Source organism: Sporosarcina quadrami (assembly GCF_014836615.1).
In the GTDB taxonomy this organism is placed as follows: Bacteria; Bacillota; Bacilli; order Bacillales_A; family Planococcaceae; genus Sporosarcina; species Sporosarcina quadrami.
On sequence record NZ_JACSQN010000003.1, the window covers coordinates 23,954 to 38,660 of the forward strand.

At 43.4% G+C, this 14,707-nt stretch carries 16 protein-coding genes and 2 other annotated features; all 16 genes read left to right on the forward strand.

Annotation, left to right across the window (positions count from 1 at the left end; all coding sequences use genetic code 11):
• Positions 1–68: 68 nt before the first annotated feature.
• The 16 genes from gltX (at position 69) to rpoB (ending at position 14,600) form a co-directional block, all read left to right on the forward strand.
• Entirely contained in the window at positions 69–1,532 is a 1,464-nt protein-coding gene (gltX, locus tag H9649_RS03710; protein WP_191693386.1) for a glutamate--tRNA ligase, read from the forward strand.
• Between the two features lie 69 nt (positions 1,533–1,601).
• Positions 1,602–1,823: a binding site (T-box leader), on the forward strand.
• A gap of 59 nt (positions 1,824–1,882) precedes the next feature.
• Complete coding sequence (cysE, locus tag H9649_RS03715; protein ID WP_191693387.1) at positions 1,883–2,551, forward strand: serine O-acetyltransferase; 669 nt, start codon at positions 1,883–1,885, stop codon at positions 2,549–2,551.
• Positions 2,532–3,932: a cysteine--tRNA ligase gene (gene cysS, locus H9649_RS03720; RefSeq protein ID WP_191693388.1), complete on the forward strand. Its 1,401-nt coding sequence runs from the start codon at positions 2,532–2,534 to the stop codon at positions 3,930–3,932. The genes cysE and cysS overlap by 20 nt, the downstream gene beginning before the upstream one ends.
• A complete protein-coding gene (locus H9649_RS03725) occupies positions 3,929–4,360 on the forward strand; it encodes a Mini-ribonuclease 3 (protein WP_191693389.1) in 432 nt (143 codons plus the stop codon). The genes cysS and H9649_RS03725 overlap by 4 nt, the downstream gene beginning before the upstream one ends.
• Complete coding sequence (gene rlmB, locus H9649_RS03730) at positions 4,357–5,115, forward strand: 23S rRNA (guanosine(2251)-2'-O)-methyltransferase RlmB (protein ID WP_191693390.1); 759 nt, start codon at positions 4,357–4,359, stop codon at positions 5,113–5,115. The genes H9649_RS03725 and rlmB overlap by 4 nt, the downstream gene beginning before the upstream one ends.
• Entirely contained in the window at positions 5,112–5,627 is a 516-nt protein-coding gene (locus H9649_RS03735; RefSeq protein WP_191693391.1) for an NYN domain-containing protein, read from the forward strand. The genes rlmB and H9649_RS03735 overlap by 4 nt, the downstream gene beginning before the upstream one ends.
• Before the next feature lie 81 nt (positions 5,628–5,708).
• Positions 5,709–6,347, forward strand: coding sequence for an RNA polymerase sporulation sigma factor SigH (sigH, locus tag H9649_RS03740; protein WP_191693638.1), 639 nt, complete (start codon positions 5,709–5,711; stop codon positions 6,345–6,347).
• A 134-nt stretch (positions 6,348–6,481) separates the two neighbouring features.
• The gene (gene rpmG / locus H9649_RS03745; protein ID WP_191693392.1) at positions 6,482–6,631 is read left to right on the forward strand and encodes a 50S ribosomal protein L33; all 150 of its coding nucleotides are present in this window, start codon (positions 6,482–6,484) and stop codon (positions 6,629–6,631) included.
• Positions 6,632–6,683: 52 nt separating this feature from the next.
• Complete coding sequence (gene secE / locus H9649_RS03750) at positions 6,684–6,869, forward strand: preprotein translocase subunit SecE (RefSeq protein WP_191693393.1); 186 nt, start codon at positions 6,684–6,686, stop codon at positions 6,867–6,869.
• 155 nt (positions 6,870–7,024) lie between these two features.
• Positions 7,025–7,558, forward strand: coding sequence for a transcription termination/antitermination protein NusG (gene nusG, locus H9649_RS03755; protein WP_191693639.1), 534 nt, complete (start codon positions 7,025–7,027; stop codon positions 7,556–7,558).
• Positions 7,559–7,731: 173 nt separating this feature from the next.
• Positions 7,732–8,157: a 50S ribosomal protein L11 gene (gene rplK, locus H9649_RS03760; protein ID WP_191693394.1), complete on the forward strand. Its 426-nt coding sequence runs from the start codon at positions 7,732–7,734 to the stop codon at positions 8,155–8,157.
• 113 nt (positions 8,158–8,270) lie between these two features.
• On the forward strand, positions 8,271–8,969 hold the full coding sequence (gene rplA / locus H9649_RS03765; protein ID WP_191693395.1) for a 50S ribosomal protein L1: 699 nt from the start codon (positions 8,271–8,273) through the stop codon (positions 8,967–8,969).
• A 45-nt stretch (positions 8,970–9,014) separates the two neighbouring features.
• Positions 9,015–9,160: a sequence feature (ribosomal protein L10 leader region), on the forward strand.
• Positions 9,161–9,192: 32 nt separating this feature from the next.
• Positions 9,193–9,693 carry a 50S ribosomal protein L10 gene (gene rplJ, locus H9649_RS03770; protein WP_191693396.1) on the forward strand — a complete coding sequence of 167 codons (501 nt, stop codon included), beginning with the start codon at positions 9,193–9,195 and terminating at the stop codon, positions 9,691–9,693.
• Positions 9,694–9,769: 76 nt separating this feature from the next.
• Positions 9,770–10,135, forward strand: a complete 366-nt coding sequence (gene rplL / locus H9649_RS03775; protein ID WP_191693397.1) for a 50S ribosomal protein L7/L12 — start codon at positions 9,770–9,772, stop codon at positions 10,133–10,135.
• Between the two features lie 100 nt (positions 10,136–10,235).
• Positions 10,236–10,850 carry a class I SAM-dependent methyltransferase gene (locus H9649_RS03780; RefSeq protein WP_191693398.1) on the forward strand — a complete coding sequence of 205 codons (615 nt, stop codon included), beginning with the start codon at positions 10,236–10,238 and terminating at the stop codon, positions 10,848–10,850.
• 207 nt (positions 10,851–11,057) lie between these two features.
• Entirely contained in the window at positions 11,058–14,600 is a 3,543-nt protein-coding gene (gene rpoB, locus H9649_RS03785; RefSeq protein ID WP_191693399.1) for a DNA-directed RNA polymerase subunit beta, read from the forward strand.
• The last annotated feature ends 107 nt before the right edge of the window (positions 14,601–14,707 follow it).

The window sequence follows — 14,707 nt, forward strand, 5'->3', positions numbered from 1 at the left end:
TCCTTTTAAAAAAGTGCATGCAGTGATAAAATAATAGTGCAAACAAACAGGAACGGAGATGCTATACAATGACAACAGAAGTACGAGTGCGTTATGCGCCAAGTCCAACTGGCCATTTACATATCGGAGGGGCCCGAACGGCTTTATTCAATTATCTATTTGCAAAACACCACGGTGGAAAATTTATCGTCCGCATCGAGGATACGGATATTGCGCGTAATATTGAAGCAGGAGAACTTTCGCAACTGGACAATTTAAAATGGCTCGGTATCGACTATGACGAGTCCGTGGATATTGGCGGAGAGTATGGACCTTATCGCCAAATGGAACGTCTGGATATTTACGAAAAATATGCGCAAGATATCCTTGCAAGTGGAAATGCGTATAAATGTTTCTGTACGACGGAAGAGTTGGATGCTGAACGTGAAAAACAGAAAGCTTCAGGTATTGCAGCGCCGATGTATACAGGGACGTGCCGTCATCTAACTGCTGATCAGGTTGCTGAAAAAGAATCAGCAGGTATGCCATATACGCTTCGCATGCGTGTTCCTGAAAACGTCACTTATACAGTCGATGATCTCGTGCGAGGGGAAGTTGCATTCGAATCACAAGACGTTGGTGATTGGGTAATTGTCAAAGCAAATGGTATTCCGACATATAACTTTGCGGTAGTCATTGATGATTATCTTATGAAGATTACACACGTTTTCCGTGGTGAAGAGCATTTAACGAACACACCGAAGCAACTAATGGTTTCTGATGCTTTCGGTTGGGAATACCCGCGCTTCGGTCACATGACGCTAATTGTCAATGAAGACCGCAAGAAATTGTCGAAACGAGACGAATCGATCATTCAATTCATCTCCCAATATAAGGACCTCGGCTACTTGCCGGAAGCGATGTTCAACTTCTTCGCATTACTCGGATGGTCTCCGGGCGGTGAGGAGGAAATCTTCTCGCGTGAAGAACTGATTAACCTGTTCGATGAAAGTCGCTTGTCTAAATCACCATCTATGTTCGATAAGACGAAATTGACATGGATGAACAATCAGTACGTGAAGAAATTGAGTCTCGACGAAGTAATCGAATTAACATTACCGCATCTTCAGGCTGCGGGTCTCGTGAAAGAAGAAATGACTGAAGAAGAACGTAATTGGGTGCATGACTTGATTGCGCTCTATCAAGCTCAGTTAAGCTATGGAGCGGAAATTGTCGAATTGACCGCCCAGTTCTTTACGGATGCTATTGAATATGATGAACAATCCAGTGAAATACTTGCTGGTGAACAAGTGCCGGAAGTGATGGCTTCATTCCAGAAACAACTGTCAGATCTTGAAACGTTCGATCCTGATTCCATTAAAGCAGCGATAAAAGCTGTGCAAAAAGAAACAGGCCATAAAGGCAAGAATTTGTTCATGCCTATCCGTGTTGTTGCAACAGGGCAAGCGCATGGTCCGGAGTTGCCGGATTCCATCGCTCTTATCGGTAAAGAAAAAACAATCGAACGCGTATCGAAATATGCAAAAGCATAAGTTGATTGACTTCTTGCATAATATATGTAGAATTGATGTACATTCAATAAAAAGTAAAGCACGACAAATAGCAAAGCGTTGAGAAGGATAAGTACATACTGCATGCTCTTCAGAGAGGATCATCATCGGCTGTAAATGATCCGGGCCGCTGCAATATGGAAATGCCCCTTTGAGCTCCGAGCCGAACGATTGAGTAGGCCGGACGTATGACCTGCGTTACAGGTATTAAGCGGAAAGAGAGCTCACTCTCTTTCAAGCGGAGTGGAACCGCGCATCTATTGCGTCTCTGTCTATTTATGGACAGAGGCGTTTTTGTGTTTTAAAGATGATGAAAAGGAGGCGAAGAAGCGGTGTTCGGAAGGATGAAAGAAGATATCAACTGCATTTTTGAGCAGGACCCCGCAGCACGCAGTACATTGGAAGTGATTCTTACTTATTCAGGACTTCATGCGGTCTGGTGGCATCGTATTGCTCATGTTTTCTACAAAAGAAGGTTGCTGTTTCTAGCACGGGCTATTTCGCAGATCAGCCGCTTCTTCACAGGTATCGAAATCCATCCTGGAGCAACGATCGGACGTCGTCTATTCATTGACCATGGAATGGGCATCGTCATCGGTGAAACGTGTGAAATCGGTGATGATGTAACGTTGTACCAAGGTGTCACGCTTGGTGGCACGGGCAAAGAAAAAGGAAAGCGTCATCCGACACTTGGTAATAATGTGCTTGTAGCGTCAGGAGCAAAAGTGCTCGGTTCCATTAGTATTGGAGACAATAGCAAGGTGGGGGCGGGATCTGTCGTCTTAATCGATGTGCCGGCCGATTCGACGGTCGTCGGAATACCTGGGAAAGTCGTCATGACGAATGGTGTCCGTGTAAAAAGCCGACATGATCATTCGCACATGCCTGATCCTATAACAGACACATGCAACCGGTTGGAAAAAGAAATTGCTTTATTGAAACAGCGCATAGAAGAACTTGAGAACAGGGAAGGGGAAAACGATGAGCATTCAATTGTATAATACGTTAACACGAAAGAAAGAGCAGTTCGTTCCGATGGAAGAAGGAAAAGTGAAAATGTACGTGTGCGGGCCGACCGTCTATAACTATATTCATATCGGTAACGCAAGACCAGTCATTGTATTTGATACAGTGAGACGTTATTTGGAGTACCGCGGTTATGAAGTGAATTACGTATCGAACTTTACGGACATCGATGACAAGATCATCAATACAGCGAAGGAACTTGGCGAGGAGGTAGGCGAGCTGACTACCCGTTTTATCGATGCCTATTTTGAAGATGTCGGAGCTCTCGGCTGCGGGAAAGCAGACGCTCATCCGCGTGTTACTGAACATATCGATGATATTATCGCGTTCATACAAGTGTTAATCGACAAAGGATTTGCATACGTCGCGCAAGGTGATGTGTATTATCGTACACGTAAGTTTGATGGCTACGGAAAATTGTCTCATCAGTCGATTGATGAATTGAAAGTTGGCGCAAGAATTGAAGATAGTGGTATTAAAGAAAACGCCCTTGACTTCGCACTATGGAAATCCGCTAAAGAAGGCGAAATCGCATGGGATACGCCTTGGGGTGCAGGTCGTCCGGGTTGGCACATTGAATGTTCCGTCATGGCTCGAGAACATTTAGGTGATACGATTGATATCCATGCGGGTGGACAGGATTTAACGTTCCCTCACCATGAAAACGAAATCGCTCAATCCGAAGCGATGACAGGCAAGCAGTTTGCGCGTTATTGGATGCATAATGGATACATTAACATCGATAATGAGAAGATGTCCAAATCACTTGGAAACTTCGTGCTTGTCAATGATATCCGTAAACAGATCGATCCAAAAGTGTTACGGTTCTTCATGCTCTCCGTCCATTACCGCCATCCGGTAAACTTCTCACAAGATCTCGTTGAGGGTGCATCAAATGGCTTGGATCGCATAAATACTGCTTATACTAACTTGAAATACCGTCTTGAAAAATCCGCCGATCTCGGAGACCAACAAGATATTTGGAAGTTTAAAGTGGGTGAAAGCGTCCGTCAATTCGAAGTTGCAATGGATGATGACTTCAATACTGCAAATGCAATCGCTGCGATTTTCGAACTTGTGAAGACGGCAAACGTCTATCTTCTTGAGAAGAATACACAGAACTCTGTGCTTGCATATTTCATTGCAGCATTTGAAAAACTTATGAGTGTGCTCGGTTTACCTTTTGCTACTGAAGAAAGTCTTTTGGATGAGGAGATTGAAACACTACTAGAGGAACGCCTGACAGCACGTCGTGAAAAGAATTTCAAACGGTCTGATGAAATCAGGGATTTATTAAAAGAACAGGGAATCATCCTCGAAGATACCGCGCAAGGGATGCGGTGGAAAAGAGGATGAGTGATTTGTATACATTGCGTGATATGGACGTCAAACAGCTGAATGCCCTCGCTCTTGCATATATGGGGGATGCTGTGTATGAACAGTCTATTCGTGAACATTTATTGCGTTCGGGTCGTGTGAAACCGAACACATTGCATAAAGCGGCGACACAGTATGTGTCTGCTAAAGCTCAAGCGGCAAGTGTCAAAATGATGCAGCTCGAAGGCTTCCTTTCGGATGAAGAGGAAGCCGTGCTGCGTCGCGGTAGAAATGCTAAATCAGGGTCAGTACCAAAAAACACAGACGTCGTCACATACAATTATAGTTCGGGCTTTGAAGCGGTTATCGGCTATTTATATTTACTTGGCAGACACGATCGTGTTGGAGAGATAATCCGTAAGACGGTGACTTTTATCGAGAATCCTAAAGAGGAGGGAACATCATGACAGAACAGGAATCAGAATTGATTGGCGGAAAAAACCCTATAGCGGAGGCGCTTAGATCTGGCAGAGAACTAAATAAGATCTGGATTGCGGAAGGGTTGAATAAAAAGGGTATCGGTGAAATTCTATCACTTGCAAAAGAGGCAGGTGTCATTGTACAAGCTGTACCTAAGCAGAAGTTGGATGGCATGCTCGATATGAATCACCAAGGGATCATCGCTTCCGTTGCGGCGTACGAATACGCTGAACTTGAAGACCTATTCGCGGTTGCACAAGAAAGAGGGGAGGATCCGTTATTCCTCATATTGGACGAGCTTGAAGATCCACACAATCTTGGATCTATCCTCAGGACGGCGGACGCTACGGGTGTTCACGGTGTTATAATTCCCAAACGGCGTTCTGTCGGTTTGACTGGTGTGGTAGCGAAAGCGTCTACTGGTGCTATCGAACATATACCTGTCGTTCGCGTTAACAATCTTTCACAGACTGTTGAAGAGTTGAAGAGGAAAAACGTCTGGATTGCAGGGACCGATGCGGCGCGCTCACAAGATTATAGGACAATGGATGCGACATTGCCACTCGCGATCATTATTGGGAGTGAAGGTAAAGGCATGTCAAGAATTCTGAAAGAAAAATGTGATTTCCTCTATCATTTGCCAATGGTAGGGCAAGTTACTTCGCTGAATGCATCTGTCGCGGCTTCGGTGTTGATGTATGAAGTGTTCCGCAAGCGTGATGCTCAAAAGTCACAATCATGAAACAGGAAATTCTTCTCGTAGACGGCTATAACATAATTGGCGCATGGCCAGAACTTGTGCGTTTGAAGAATGATAATCTGGCCAACGCTCGTGATCGACTAATTGAACGGATGGCTGAATACCAGGCGCATACAGGTTGGAAGGTTATCATCCTGTTTGACGCCCATCTCTCGACTGGTATAGAGAAGAAGGATCGTAAATACCGGGTAGAAGTTGTATTTACAAGGGAAAATGAAACTGCGGATGAGCGTATAGAGAAGATGGTTTCTGAACTGAGCGGGCGCCGTGTCCAAATTCATGTTGCTACTTCAGATTTAACGGAGCAATGGGTGATTTTTGCACAAGGTGCGCTCCGCAAGTCAGCAAGAGAATTAGAGATTGAAATGAACGAGATTGATAAGGCGATTGCGAAAAGAGTAAAGGTAATTCAAGAGCAACGGCCGTTTTCGAAGATCCAGCTAACAGATGATGTGGCAGAAATTTTCGAAAAATGGCGCCGTGGGATGAAATGAACGGTTGACGTTAAAAAATTCCATACTGTATACTAGTTGAAATGGCATTTACGAATCGGGGTGTGGTGATTGGTGGGGAAGATGTACGTTCATGGTGGCAAATCGGATTTCACCGGGCTTACTGATGAAGAACTTATCATTCGTGTTCAAAATGGCAGCGCGGACGCACTTGATTTTCTTATTACCAAATATCAAGTCTTCGTGAAAATGAAAGCGCGCTCATACTTCATGATAGGTGGAGATAGGGAAGACATCATTCAGGAGGGCATGATCGGCTTATATAAAGCGATTAGGGATTTCCGGAATGACCGGTTAAGTTCATTTAGGGCATTTGCGGAATTGTGCATTACGAGACAAATCATTACAGCTATTAAAACAGCTACACGTCAAAAGCATATACCGCTTAATACATCGGTGTCGTTGGACAAGCCTGTGTACGATGAAGAGTCCGATCGTACGCTTATGGATGTAATTGCGGGAGAGGATTTAGATGACCCTGAAGATCTGATGATTCATAAAGAAGATTATATTCATATGGAAACAGAGATTAATAAAGTGCTAAGTGGATTGGAAAAACAAGTGCTCTCACTCTACTTGGAAGGACAGTCTTATCAAGAAATCTCAGATGAGTTGAATAGGCAAGTAAAATCAGTCGATAACGCACTTCAAAGGATTAAACGCAAACTGGAACGGCATATGCAACTGCATCCTGTGTTGTAAAACTGCTTGAATTTGGATTTCCAAGCATTTTCCATACTATTGACATGGTGATTGTTAGATGGTACTCTTTAGCAAGACAATGGCTAAATACTTCAGAAATTTATAAAACAATCACGGAAGTTTAAGGTGATGAAATGTCAGGAAAGATAACATTATGTTGTGATCGTTGTGGAGCAAGAAACTATGTTACACCAGTGGGCGATAAAAAAACAACGACCCGATTTACAGTTAAGAAATTTTGCAGTCAATGCAATTCGCATACAGAACATAAACAGTCGATTTAATGGATTGGCTGACGGTAACAACATATCTACTTATTCGGAGGTCTATGAAGGAATGGGGAAAATAACCGGTTTTTTAAAGGATGTCGTCTCGGAAATGCGCAAGGTCAGCTGGCCTAAACGCAAAGAGCTGACACGTTACACGATTGTCGTCATTTTTACAGTCATTTTCATGGCGGTATATTTTGGGGTAGTCGATTTAGGCATTTCACAAGTAATGGAATGGTATGTTGCGTTATAATAAGACAGTATGAATATCCCTGCTGAAAATATCCCGTCAATTCTTAATGAACGGGTTTTTTCATTTTACGCAAAATCGAAATTCAGACTATGTGCAATCGAACATAATAATTAAGGTAAAGGAGGGACGGACAAACAGTCCTCGTCACTATGGAAATGGAGAAGAATTGGTATGTTGTCCATACGTATTCAGGTTATGAAAATAAGGTGAAAGCCAACCTGGAAAAGCGTGTTGAGACAATGGGCATGCAAGATAAAATATTTCGAGTAGTCATTCCTGAAGAACAGGAGACAGACTTCAAAGACGGCAAAAAGCGCACTGTCATGAAGAAGACATTCCCAGGATACGTCCTTGTGGAAATTATAATGACAGATGATTCATGGTATGTGGTACGCAATACACCAGGTGTCACTGGTTTTATCGGTTCATCAGGCGGAGGTGCAAAACCGACTCCGTTACTTCCTGAAGAAGTGGATTTCATCCTGAAACAGATGGGCATGAAAGAACGTAAAGCAGAAGCTGACTTCAGCATTGGTGAAATGGTCGAAGTGCTTGAAGGGCCGTTTGCACACTTCCAAGGTAAAGTGGAAGAGCTGGATCAAGATAAAGGCAAAGTTCGCGTTTCTGTCGACATGTTCGGTAGAGAAACAATTATGGAACTTGACTTTACGCAAGTGGAAAAATTATAAACGATTTACTACTTGCAAGACAAGCGTATTAATGGTATCATTTCAAAGGTCAGACTGTTATAGTAACAGGCTGGACGGATTAACCAAATTCTACCGGGTCAAACCGGCAAGGCACATATTGAGTGGGAGGGGCAACCCTATTACCACATCACGGACTTAAGGAGGTGTGTCTCGTGGCTAAAAAAGTAACCAAAATTGTGAAATTGCAAATCCCTGCAGGTAAAGCTAACCCAGCTCCACCAGTTGGACCAGCACTAGGTCAAGCAGGTGTTAACATTATGGGATTCTGTAAAGATTTCAACGCACGTACAGCTGATCAAGCAGGTCTAATTATTCCTGTTGAAATTACTGTATTTGAAGATCGTTCTTTCACTTTCATTACAAAAACTCCACCAGCAGCAGTATTGCTGAAGGTTGCAGCTAATCTTCAAAAGGGTTCAGGTGAACCTAACAAGAAGAAAGTAGCTACTGTAAAACGCGATAAAGTTCGCGAAATTGCAGAGCAAAAGATGGAAGATTTAAACGCAGCGTCGGTTGAAGCAGCGATGGCAATGGTTGAAGGTACTGCGCGCAGTATGGGAATCACGATCGAAGACTGATTCGTGTAACTTAACGCGTTTCTTTGTGGGGGTTGCGCTTGTTCCGTGGAACACGCAACCCTTATTCGTGGGAGGTTCAATCCGTTAAAACCACAAACGAGGAGGAAATTTAAATGGCTAAAAGAGGTAAAAAGTTCACTGAAGCGGCGAAGCAAGTCGACCGTAATGAAGTGTATGGTATGAAAGAAGCGATTGAGCTTGCTAAGAAAACAAGCACAGTCAACTTCGATGCAACTGTAGAAGTGGCGTTCCGTTTAGGAATCGACACTCGTAAAAACGATCAGCAAATCCGTGGAGCAGTTGTGCTTCCAAACGGAACTGGTAAAACACAACGTGTACTCGTTTTCGCAAAAGGCGAAAAGTTGAAAGAAGCGGAAGCTGCTGGTGCAGATTTCGCGGGCGACGCAGAGTATATCGCTAAAATCCAACAAGGCTGGTTCGATTTCGACGTTATCGTTGCAACTCCGGACATGATGGGCGAAGTTGGTAAAATCGGTCGTGTTTTAGGACCAAAAGGCTTAATGCCAAACCCTAAAACAGGCACAGTAACATTTGATGTTGCTAAAGCTGTTCAAGAAATCAAGGCTGGTAAAGTTGAGTACCGTGCTGACAAGGCCGGAATCATCCACGCGCCAATCGGAAAAGTTTCTTTCGATAACGAAAAACTTGAAGAAAACTTCAAAACTGTATATGAAACGATTCTAAAAGCTAAACCTGCTGCAGCAAAAGGAACGTACATGAAGTCTGTGAACGTTACAACTACAATGGGTCCTGCTATTAAGGTCGATTCTTCATCAGTTATTTCTAAATAAAACCATTGACATAACAGGAATCTTGTAGTAAGATTTCGTTTGTTATGAATTAAATCATTTGTACCGTAGACAGCAGGGGCGTTAATCGCTTAATCTTCCTGCCGAGGACAAGACGCTCATTTATTTAAGATGACGACTTTTCTGCCCTCGTGGTCTACTTTGTAGATTGCGGGGGCTTTTCATATCGGTATGAATGACCCGAATACTTATAGGAGGTGTCAAGATGAGCAAAGTAATTGAAGCTAAACAAGCAGTTGTAGAAGAGATTTCAAACAAATTGAAATCTGCAGTTTCTGTTGTAGTTGTTGACTATCGTGGTCTTAACGTCAGCCAGGTAACTGAACTTCGTAAACAGCTTCGTGATGCAGGTATCGACTTCAAAGTTTACAAAAACTCAATGACTCGTCGTGCTGCAGAATCAGCAGGACTTGAAGATTTGAACGAACATCTAGTAGGACCTAATGCAATTGCGTTTTCAACTGAAGACGTTGTAGCTCCTGCTAAAATTCTTAACGACTTCGCTAAGAAAAATGACAAGCTTGAAATTAAAGCAGGTGTAATCGAAGGATTGGTTTCTTCTGCGGACGATATGAAAGCATTGGCTGAACTTCCATCACGCGATGGTCTACTATCAATGCTACTCAGCGTTCTTCAAGCTCCAATGCGCAACTTCGCGCTTGCAACAAAAGCTGTTGCAGAGCAAAAAGAGGAACAAGGCGCTTAATTTTCATTTTGCAGCCTGAACGACAAAATGCGGGGTAACCCCCGACAAACTAAAACCTATCTAGGAGGAAAATATAATGACTAAAGAACAAATCCTTGAAACGATTAAAGAAATGACAGTTCTTGAATTGAATGACCTTGTAAAAGCTATCGAAGAAGAATTCGGTGTAACTGCTGCAGCTCCAATGGCTATGGCTGGTGGCGCTGGTGCTGGTGAAGCTGCTGCTGAGCAAACTGAATTTGACGTAATGCTTACATCTGCTGGAGACCAAAAGATTAAAGTTATCAAAGTTGTTCGTGAAATCACTGGCCTAGGCTTGAAAGAAGCGAAAGAAGTAGTTGATAACGCTCCTAAAGCTATCAAAGAAGCAGTTTCTAAAGAAGAAGCTGAAGAGATGAAAGCGAAACTTGAAGAAGTTGGCGCTGGCGTAGAAGTTAAGTAATTTTTGGATAAATGAAGAAAGGCTCGTCAACAAACGACGGGCTTTTCTTTGTTTTTTTATCTGCACTAAAACAACCTTTCGAACGGAAGGAAGGATTTATATGACTGAACATTATTATTCTAAAAACCCCTCTGTGAAAAGTGATCCAAAAGAATGGCAAGCAGTCATTCGTGATGTGCGGTTGCGTTTTAAAACGGATGCAGGAGTTTTTAGCAAAGGTGAAGTGGATTTTGGATCTCGGTTGCTTGCTGAATCCTTTGTATTGCCGGAAGTGGACGGAGATTTGCTTGATGTAGGTTGTGGATATGGTCCAATCGGTTTATCGATTGCCGCATCTTTTCCGGATCGGACTGTCCACATGGTTGATGTGAATGAACGTGCGTTGTCCTTATCGAAGGAAAATGCCAGTTTGAATGGCATTGGAAATGTGAGCATTTATCCGAGTGATGCGTTATCGGACGTGGTAGCGAAAGATTTTGCCTCGATACTTACGAACCCGCCAATCCGGGCAGGAAAAGAGACGGTATTCAAAATTTATGATGGTGCATTTTTGAAGTTGGCGACCGGAGGAGAACTTTGGATTGTCATCCAAAAGAAGCAAGGCGCGCCTTCGACGATGGCTCATTTGGAAGCGCTATTTGGTAACGTTGAAACGATAGTAAAGAAAAAAGGCTATTATATACTGAAAGCCCAAAAAACGTTGACGCAACAATAATGTTGTGGTAGCATAGTAAAATGCATAAATAATATAATGCGGTCGTGTGCCCTTTTGCATAAGTATTGGAAATCTAAGGCATACTGGCAATGGATAAAAGATTGTTAAACCGAAAATGAGCTCTTGCCGGAACTCGTTTTCTTTTTGTTTTTTCGATATCATACACCATTTTTATGATTTCGCAAAGGACTAATATTGTTTTGAGGGGTGAAAGAGTTGACAGGTCATTTAGTACAGTATGGTCAACACCGTCAGCGCCGTAGTTTCGCGCGGATCAATGAAGTTCTGGAGTTGCCGAATTTGATTGAAATCCAGACGGCATCTTATGAGTGGTTCTTGGAAGAAGGACTACGTGAAATGTTTAGAGACATTTCTCCGATTCAGGATTTCACAGGTAATCTTTCGTTAGAGTTCATTGATTATCAGCTTGGAGATCCAAAATATCCTGTTGATGAGTCAAAGGAGCGCGATGTAACATATGCAGCTCCACTTCGGGTAAAAGTGCGCTTGCACAACAAAGAGACTGAAGAAGTGAAAGAACAAGATGTTTTCATGGGTGATTTCCCGCTTATGACTGAAAACGGAACGTTTATCATTAACGGTGCGGAGCGGGTTATCGTTTCCCAGCTTGTTCGTTCTCCGAGTGTCTATTTCAATGATAAGACGGATAAGAATGGAAAACGTGGTTTCGCAGCAACCGTCATTCCAAACCGAGGCGCTTGGTTGGAATATGAAACGGATGCTAAAGATGTAGTACACGTTCGTATTGACCGTACACGTAAGTTGCCGGTTACAGTTCTTCTTCGTGCGCTTGGTTTTTCAACTGACCAGGAGATCATTGAATTAATCGGAGATAATGAGTACTTGCGCAATACACTTGAAAAAGACAACACGGAAACTTCAGAGAAGGCATTGCTTGAAATTTACGAGCGCCTTCGTCCTGGTGAACCGCCGACTTTGGATAGTGCGAGAAGTCTGCTGTACTCCCGCTTCTTCGATCCGAAAAGATATGATCTGGCAAATGTCGGACGTTATAAGATGAATAAAAAGTTACATTTGCAAAACCGTCTGTTCAATCAGACATTGGCTGAAACACTTGTCGATCCAGAAACAGGTGAAATTCTCCTGGAGAAAGATCAGCTAATGGATCGTAGAACATTGGATCGCCTATTGCCACATCTTGAAAAGGGTGTCGGTATCCAGGAGATAACGCATGTGACTGGAGTGCTAGAAGAAGACATCACCATTCAGGGGATTAAAATCTATGCTCCGAAAAGTGAAGAGAAACAAGTGATTAACGTCATTTCAAATGCAACAATTCCTGAAGAGATCAAGCATGTGACGCCGGCGGATATTGTCGCTTCCATTAGTTACTTCTTCAACTTGCTTCACGGTGTCGGGAATACGGATGATATTGATCATCTTGGTAACCGACGTCTCCGTTCTGTAGGAGAATTGTTGCAGAACCAATTCCGTATCGGTTTGTCTCGTATGGAACGTGTGGTAAAAGAGCGTATGTCTATTAACGACACACAATCTATTGTGCCACAACAACTGATCAATATCCGTCCTGTCATAGCCTCTATTAAAGAATTCTTTGGTAGCTCTCAATTATCACAGTTCATGGATCAGACAAATCCACTTGCAGAATTGACGCATAAGCGTAGATTATCTGCATTAGGACCCGGTGGTTTAACGCGTGAGCGTGCAGGTATGGAAGTGCGTGACGTTCACTACTCCCACTATGGCCGTATGTGTCCAATTGAAACACCGGAAGGTCCGAACATCGGATTGATCAACTCGCTATCTACATTTGCGAGAGTGAACAAATTCGGTTTCATTGAAACGCCATATCGAAAAGTTGATCCTGAAAGTGGTCATGTCACTGCACAGATTGACTATTTGACGGCAGATATAGAGGATAACTACGTTGTAGCTCAAGCGAACGCTTTGCTAAACGAAGATGGCTCCTTTACGAATGAAGAAGTCGTCGGTCGTTTCCAAGGGGATAACACGGTATTCAAACGCGAACAAATCGACTATATGGATGTATCTCCAAAACAAGTCGTGTCTGCCGCTACAGCTTGTATTCCGTTCCTTGAAAACGATGACTCTAACCGTGCACTTATGGGTGCGAACATGCAACGTCAAGCAGTACCGTTGTTAAATCCTGAAGCTCCTTTCGTAGGAACAGGTATGGAACACGTATCAGCACGTGACTCAGGTGCTGCGGTCATCGCTAAATTCCACGGAATTGTAGAGCATGTCGAAGCGAAAGAAATTCGTATTAGACGAATTGAAACAGTCGACGACAAAGAAGTGAAGGGCGACTTGACGATTTATAAGCTTGAAAACTTTATCCGTTCGAACCAAGGGACTTGCTATAACCAACGTCCGATCGTCAGTGTAGGTGACCGCGTTAAACCGCGTGATATCTTAGCAGACGGACCGTCAATGGATAGTGGAGAACTTGCTCTAGGACGTAACGTTCTTACTGCGTTCATGACGTGGGACGGATATAACTATGAAGATGCTATCATCATGAGCGAACGTCTTGTGAAAGATGACGTATTCACTTCAATTCACATTGAGGAATATGAATCTGAAGCACGTGATACGAAGCTTGGACCTGAAGAAATCACGAGAGATATTCCGAACGTTGGAGAAGAAGCCCTTCGTAATCTGGATGATCGTGGAATTATTCGTGTCGGAGCAGAAGTGCGCGACGGGGACATACTTGTCGGTAAAGTGACGCCTAAAGGAGTTACTGAATTGACAGCTGAAGAGAGACTTCTTCATGCGATCTTCGGTGAAAAAGCTCGTGAAGTGCGAGATACATCATTACGTGTGCCACACGGCGCAGGTGGAATCGTCCTCGACGTGAAAGTGTTCAATCGTGAAGATGGTGACGAATTGCCACCAGGTGTCAATCAGCTCGTCCGTGCGTATATCGTACAGAAACGTAAAATCTCCGTAGGGGATAAGATGGCTGGACGTCACGGTAATAAAGGGGTAATTTCTCGTATCTTACCGGAATCCGATATGCCTTATCTTCCTGACGGCACACCTATTGATGTCATGCTAAATCCTCTTGGTGTTCCATCTCGTATGAACATCGGACAGGTACTCGAGATGCACTTGGGTATGGCTGCGCGCAGTCTGGGTATCCACATGGCCTCACCTGTATTTGACGGTGCGAATGAAGAAGATGTTTGGTCCACAATGGAAGAGGCAGGGATGAACCGTGATGGTAAGACGATGTTATATGACGGACGCTCTGGCGAACCGTTTGACAACCGTGTATCTGTAGGTGTCATGTACCTCATTAAACTTGCGCACATGGTTGATGATAAACTTCACGCTCGTTCTACAGGACCATACTCACTCGTTACGCAACAGCCGCTTGGTGGTAAAGCCCAGTTCGGCGGACAACGTTTCGGGGAAATGGAAGTGTGGGCACTAGAAGCATATGGTGCTGCTTATACATTGCAAGAAATCTTGACTGTTAAATCTGATGACGTTGTAGGACGTGTTAAGACATACGAGGCGATTGTCAAAGGGCAAAGCGTACCTCAACCAGGAGTTCCGGAATCATTCAAAGTATTGATTAAAGAACTTCAAAGTCTTGGACTTGACGTGAAGATGCTAACGGAAGATTTCGAGGAAATCGAAATGCGTGATCTTGACGATGATGATGACATGCAACCAACTGATGCTCTAAATCTCATGACGGAAGATCAAACAGTCTAAATCAAACAGATCGAAGCTTTATTCATAGCTAGAACGAAAAGTGATTGAAATTGAATAGGAGAGCCTTTTAAAGCTCTCCTATTTTAACAATGTTGATGAGGATCCAT

What these genes read in the sequence shown, in the direction of transcription:
- gltX (WP_191693386.1), top strand. Translation starts at nt 69, where the DNA reads ATGACAACAGAAGTACGAGTGCGTTATGCGCCAAGTCCAACTGGCCAT.
- cysS (WP_191693388.1), top strand. Translation starts at nt 2,532, where the DNA reads ATGAGCATTCAATTGTATAATACGTTAACACGAAAGAAAGAGCAGTTC.
- H9649_RS03725 (WP_191693389.1), top strand. Translation starts at nt 3,929, where the DNA reads ATGAGTGATTTGTATACATTGCGTGATATGGACGTCAAACAGCTGAAT.
- rlmB (WP_191693390.1), top strand. Translation starts at nt 4,357, where the DNA reads ATGACAGAACAGGAATCAGAATTGATTGGCGGAAAAAACCCTATAGCG.
- H9649_RS03735 (WP_191693391.1), top strand. Translation starts at nt 5,112, where the DNA reads ATGAAACAGGAAATTCTTCTCGTAGACGGCTATAACATAATTGGCGCA.
- sigH (WP_191693638.1), top strand. Translation starts at nt 5,709, where the DNA reads ATGTACGTTCATGGTGGCAAATCGGATTTCACCGGGCTTACTGATGAA.
- rpmG (WP_191693392.1), top strand. Translation starts at nt 6,482, where the DNA reads ATGTCAGGAAAGATAACATTATGTTGTGATCGTTGTGGAGCAAGAAAC.
- secE (WP_191693393.1), top strand. Translation starts at nt 6,684, where the DNA reads ATGGGGAAAATAACCGGTTTTTTAAAGGATGTCGTCTCGGAAATGCGC.
- nusG (WP_191693639.1), top strand. Translation starts at nt 7,025, where the DNA reads ATGGAGAAGAATTGGTATGTTGTCCATACGTATTCAGGTTATGAAAAT.
- rplA (WP_191693395.1), top strand. Translation starts at nt 8,271, where the DNA reads ATGGCTAAAAGAGGTAAAAAGTTCACTGAAGCGGCGAAGCAAGTCGAC.
- rplJ (WP_191693396.1), top strand. Translation starts at nt 9,193, where the DNA reads ATGAGCAAAGTAATTGAAGCTAAACAAGCAGTTGTAGAAGAGATTTCA.
- rplL (WP_191693397.1), top strand. Translation starts at nt 9,770, where the DNA reads ATGACTAAAGAACAAATCCTTGAAACGATTAAAGAAATGACAGTTCTT.
- H9649_RS03780 (WP_191693398.1), top strand. Translation starts at nt 10,236, where the DNA reads ATGACTGAACATTATTATTCTAAAAACCCCTCTGTGAAAAGTGATCCA.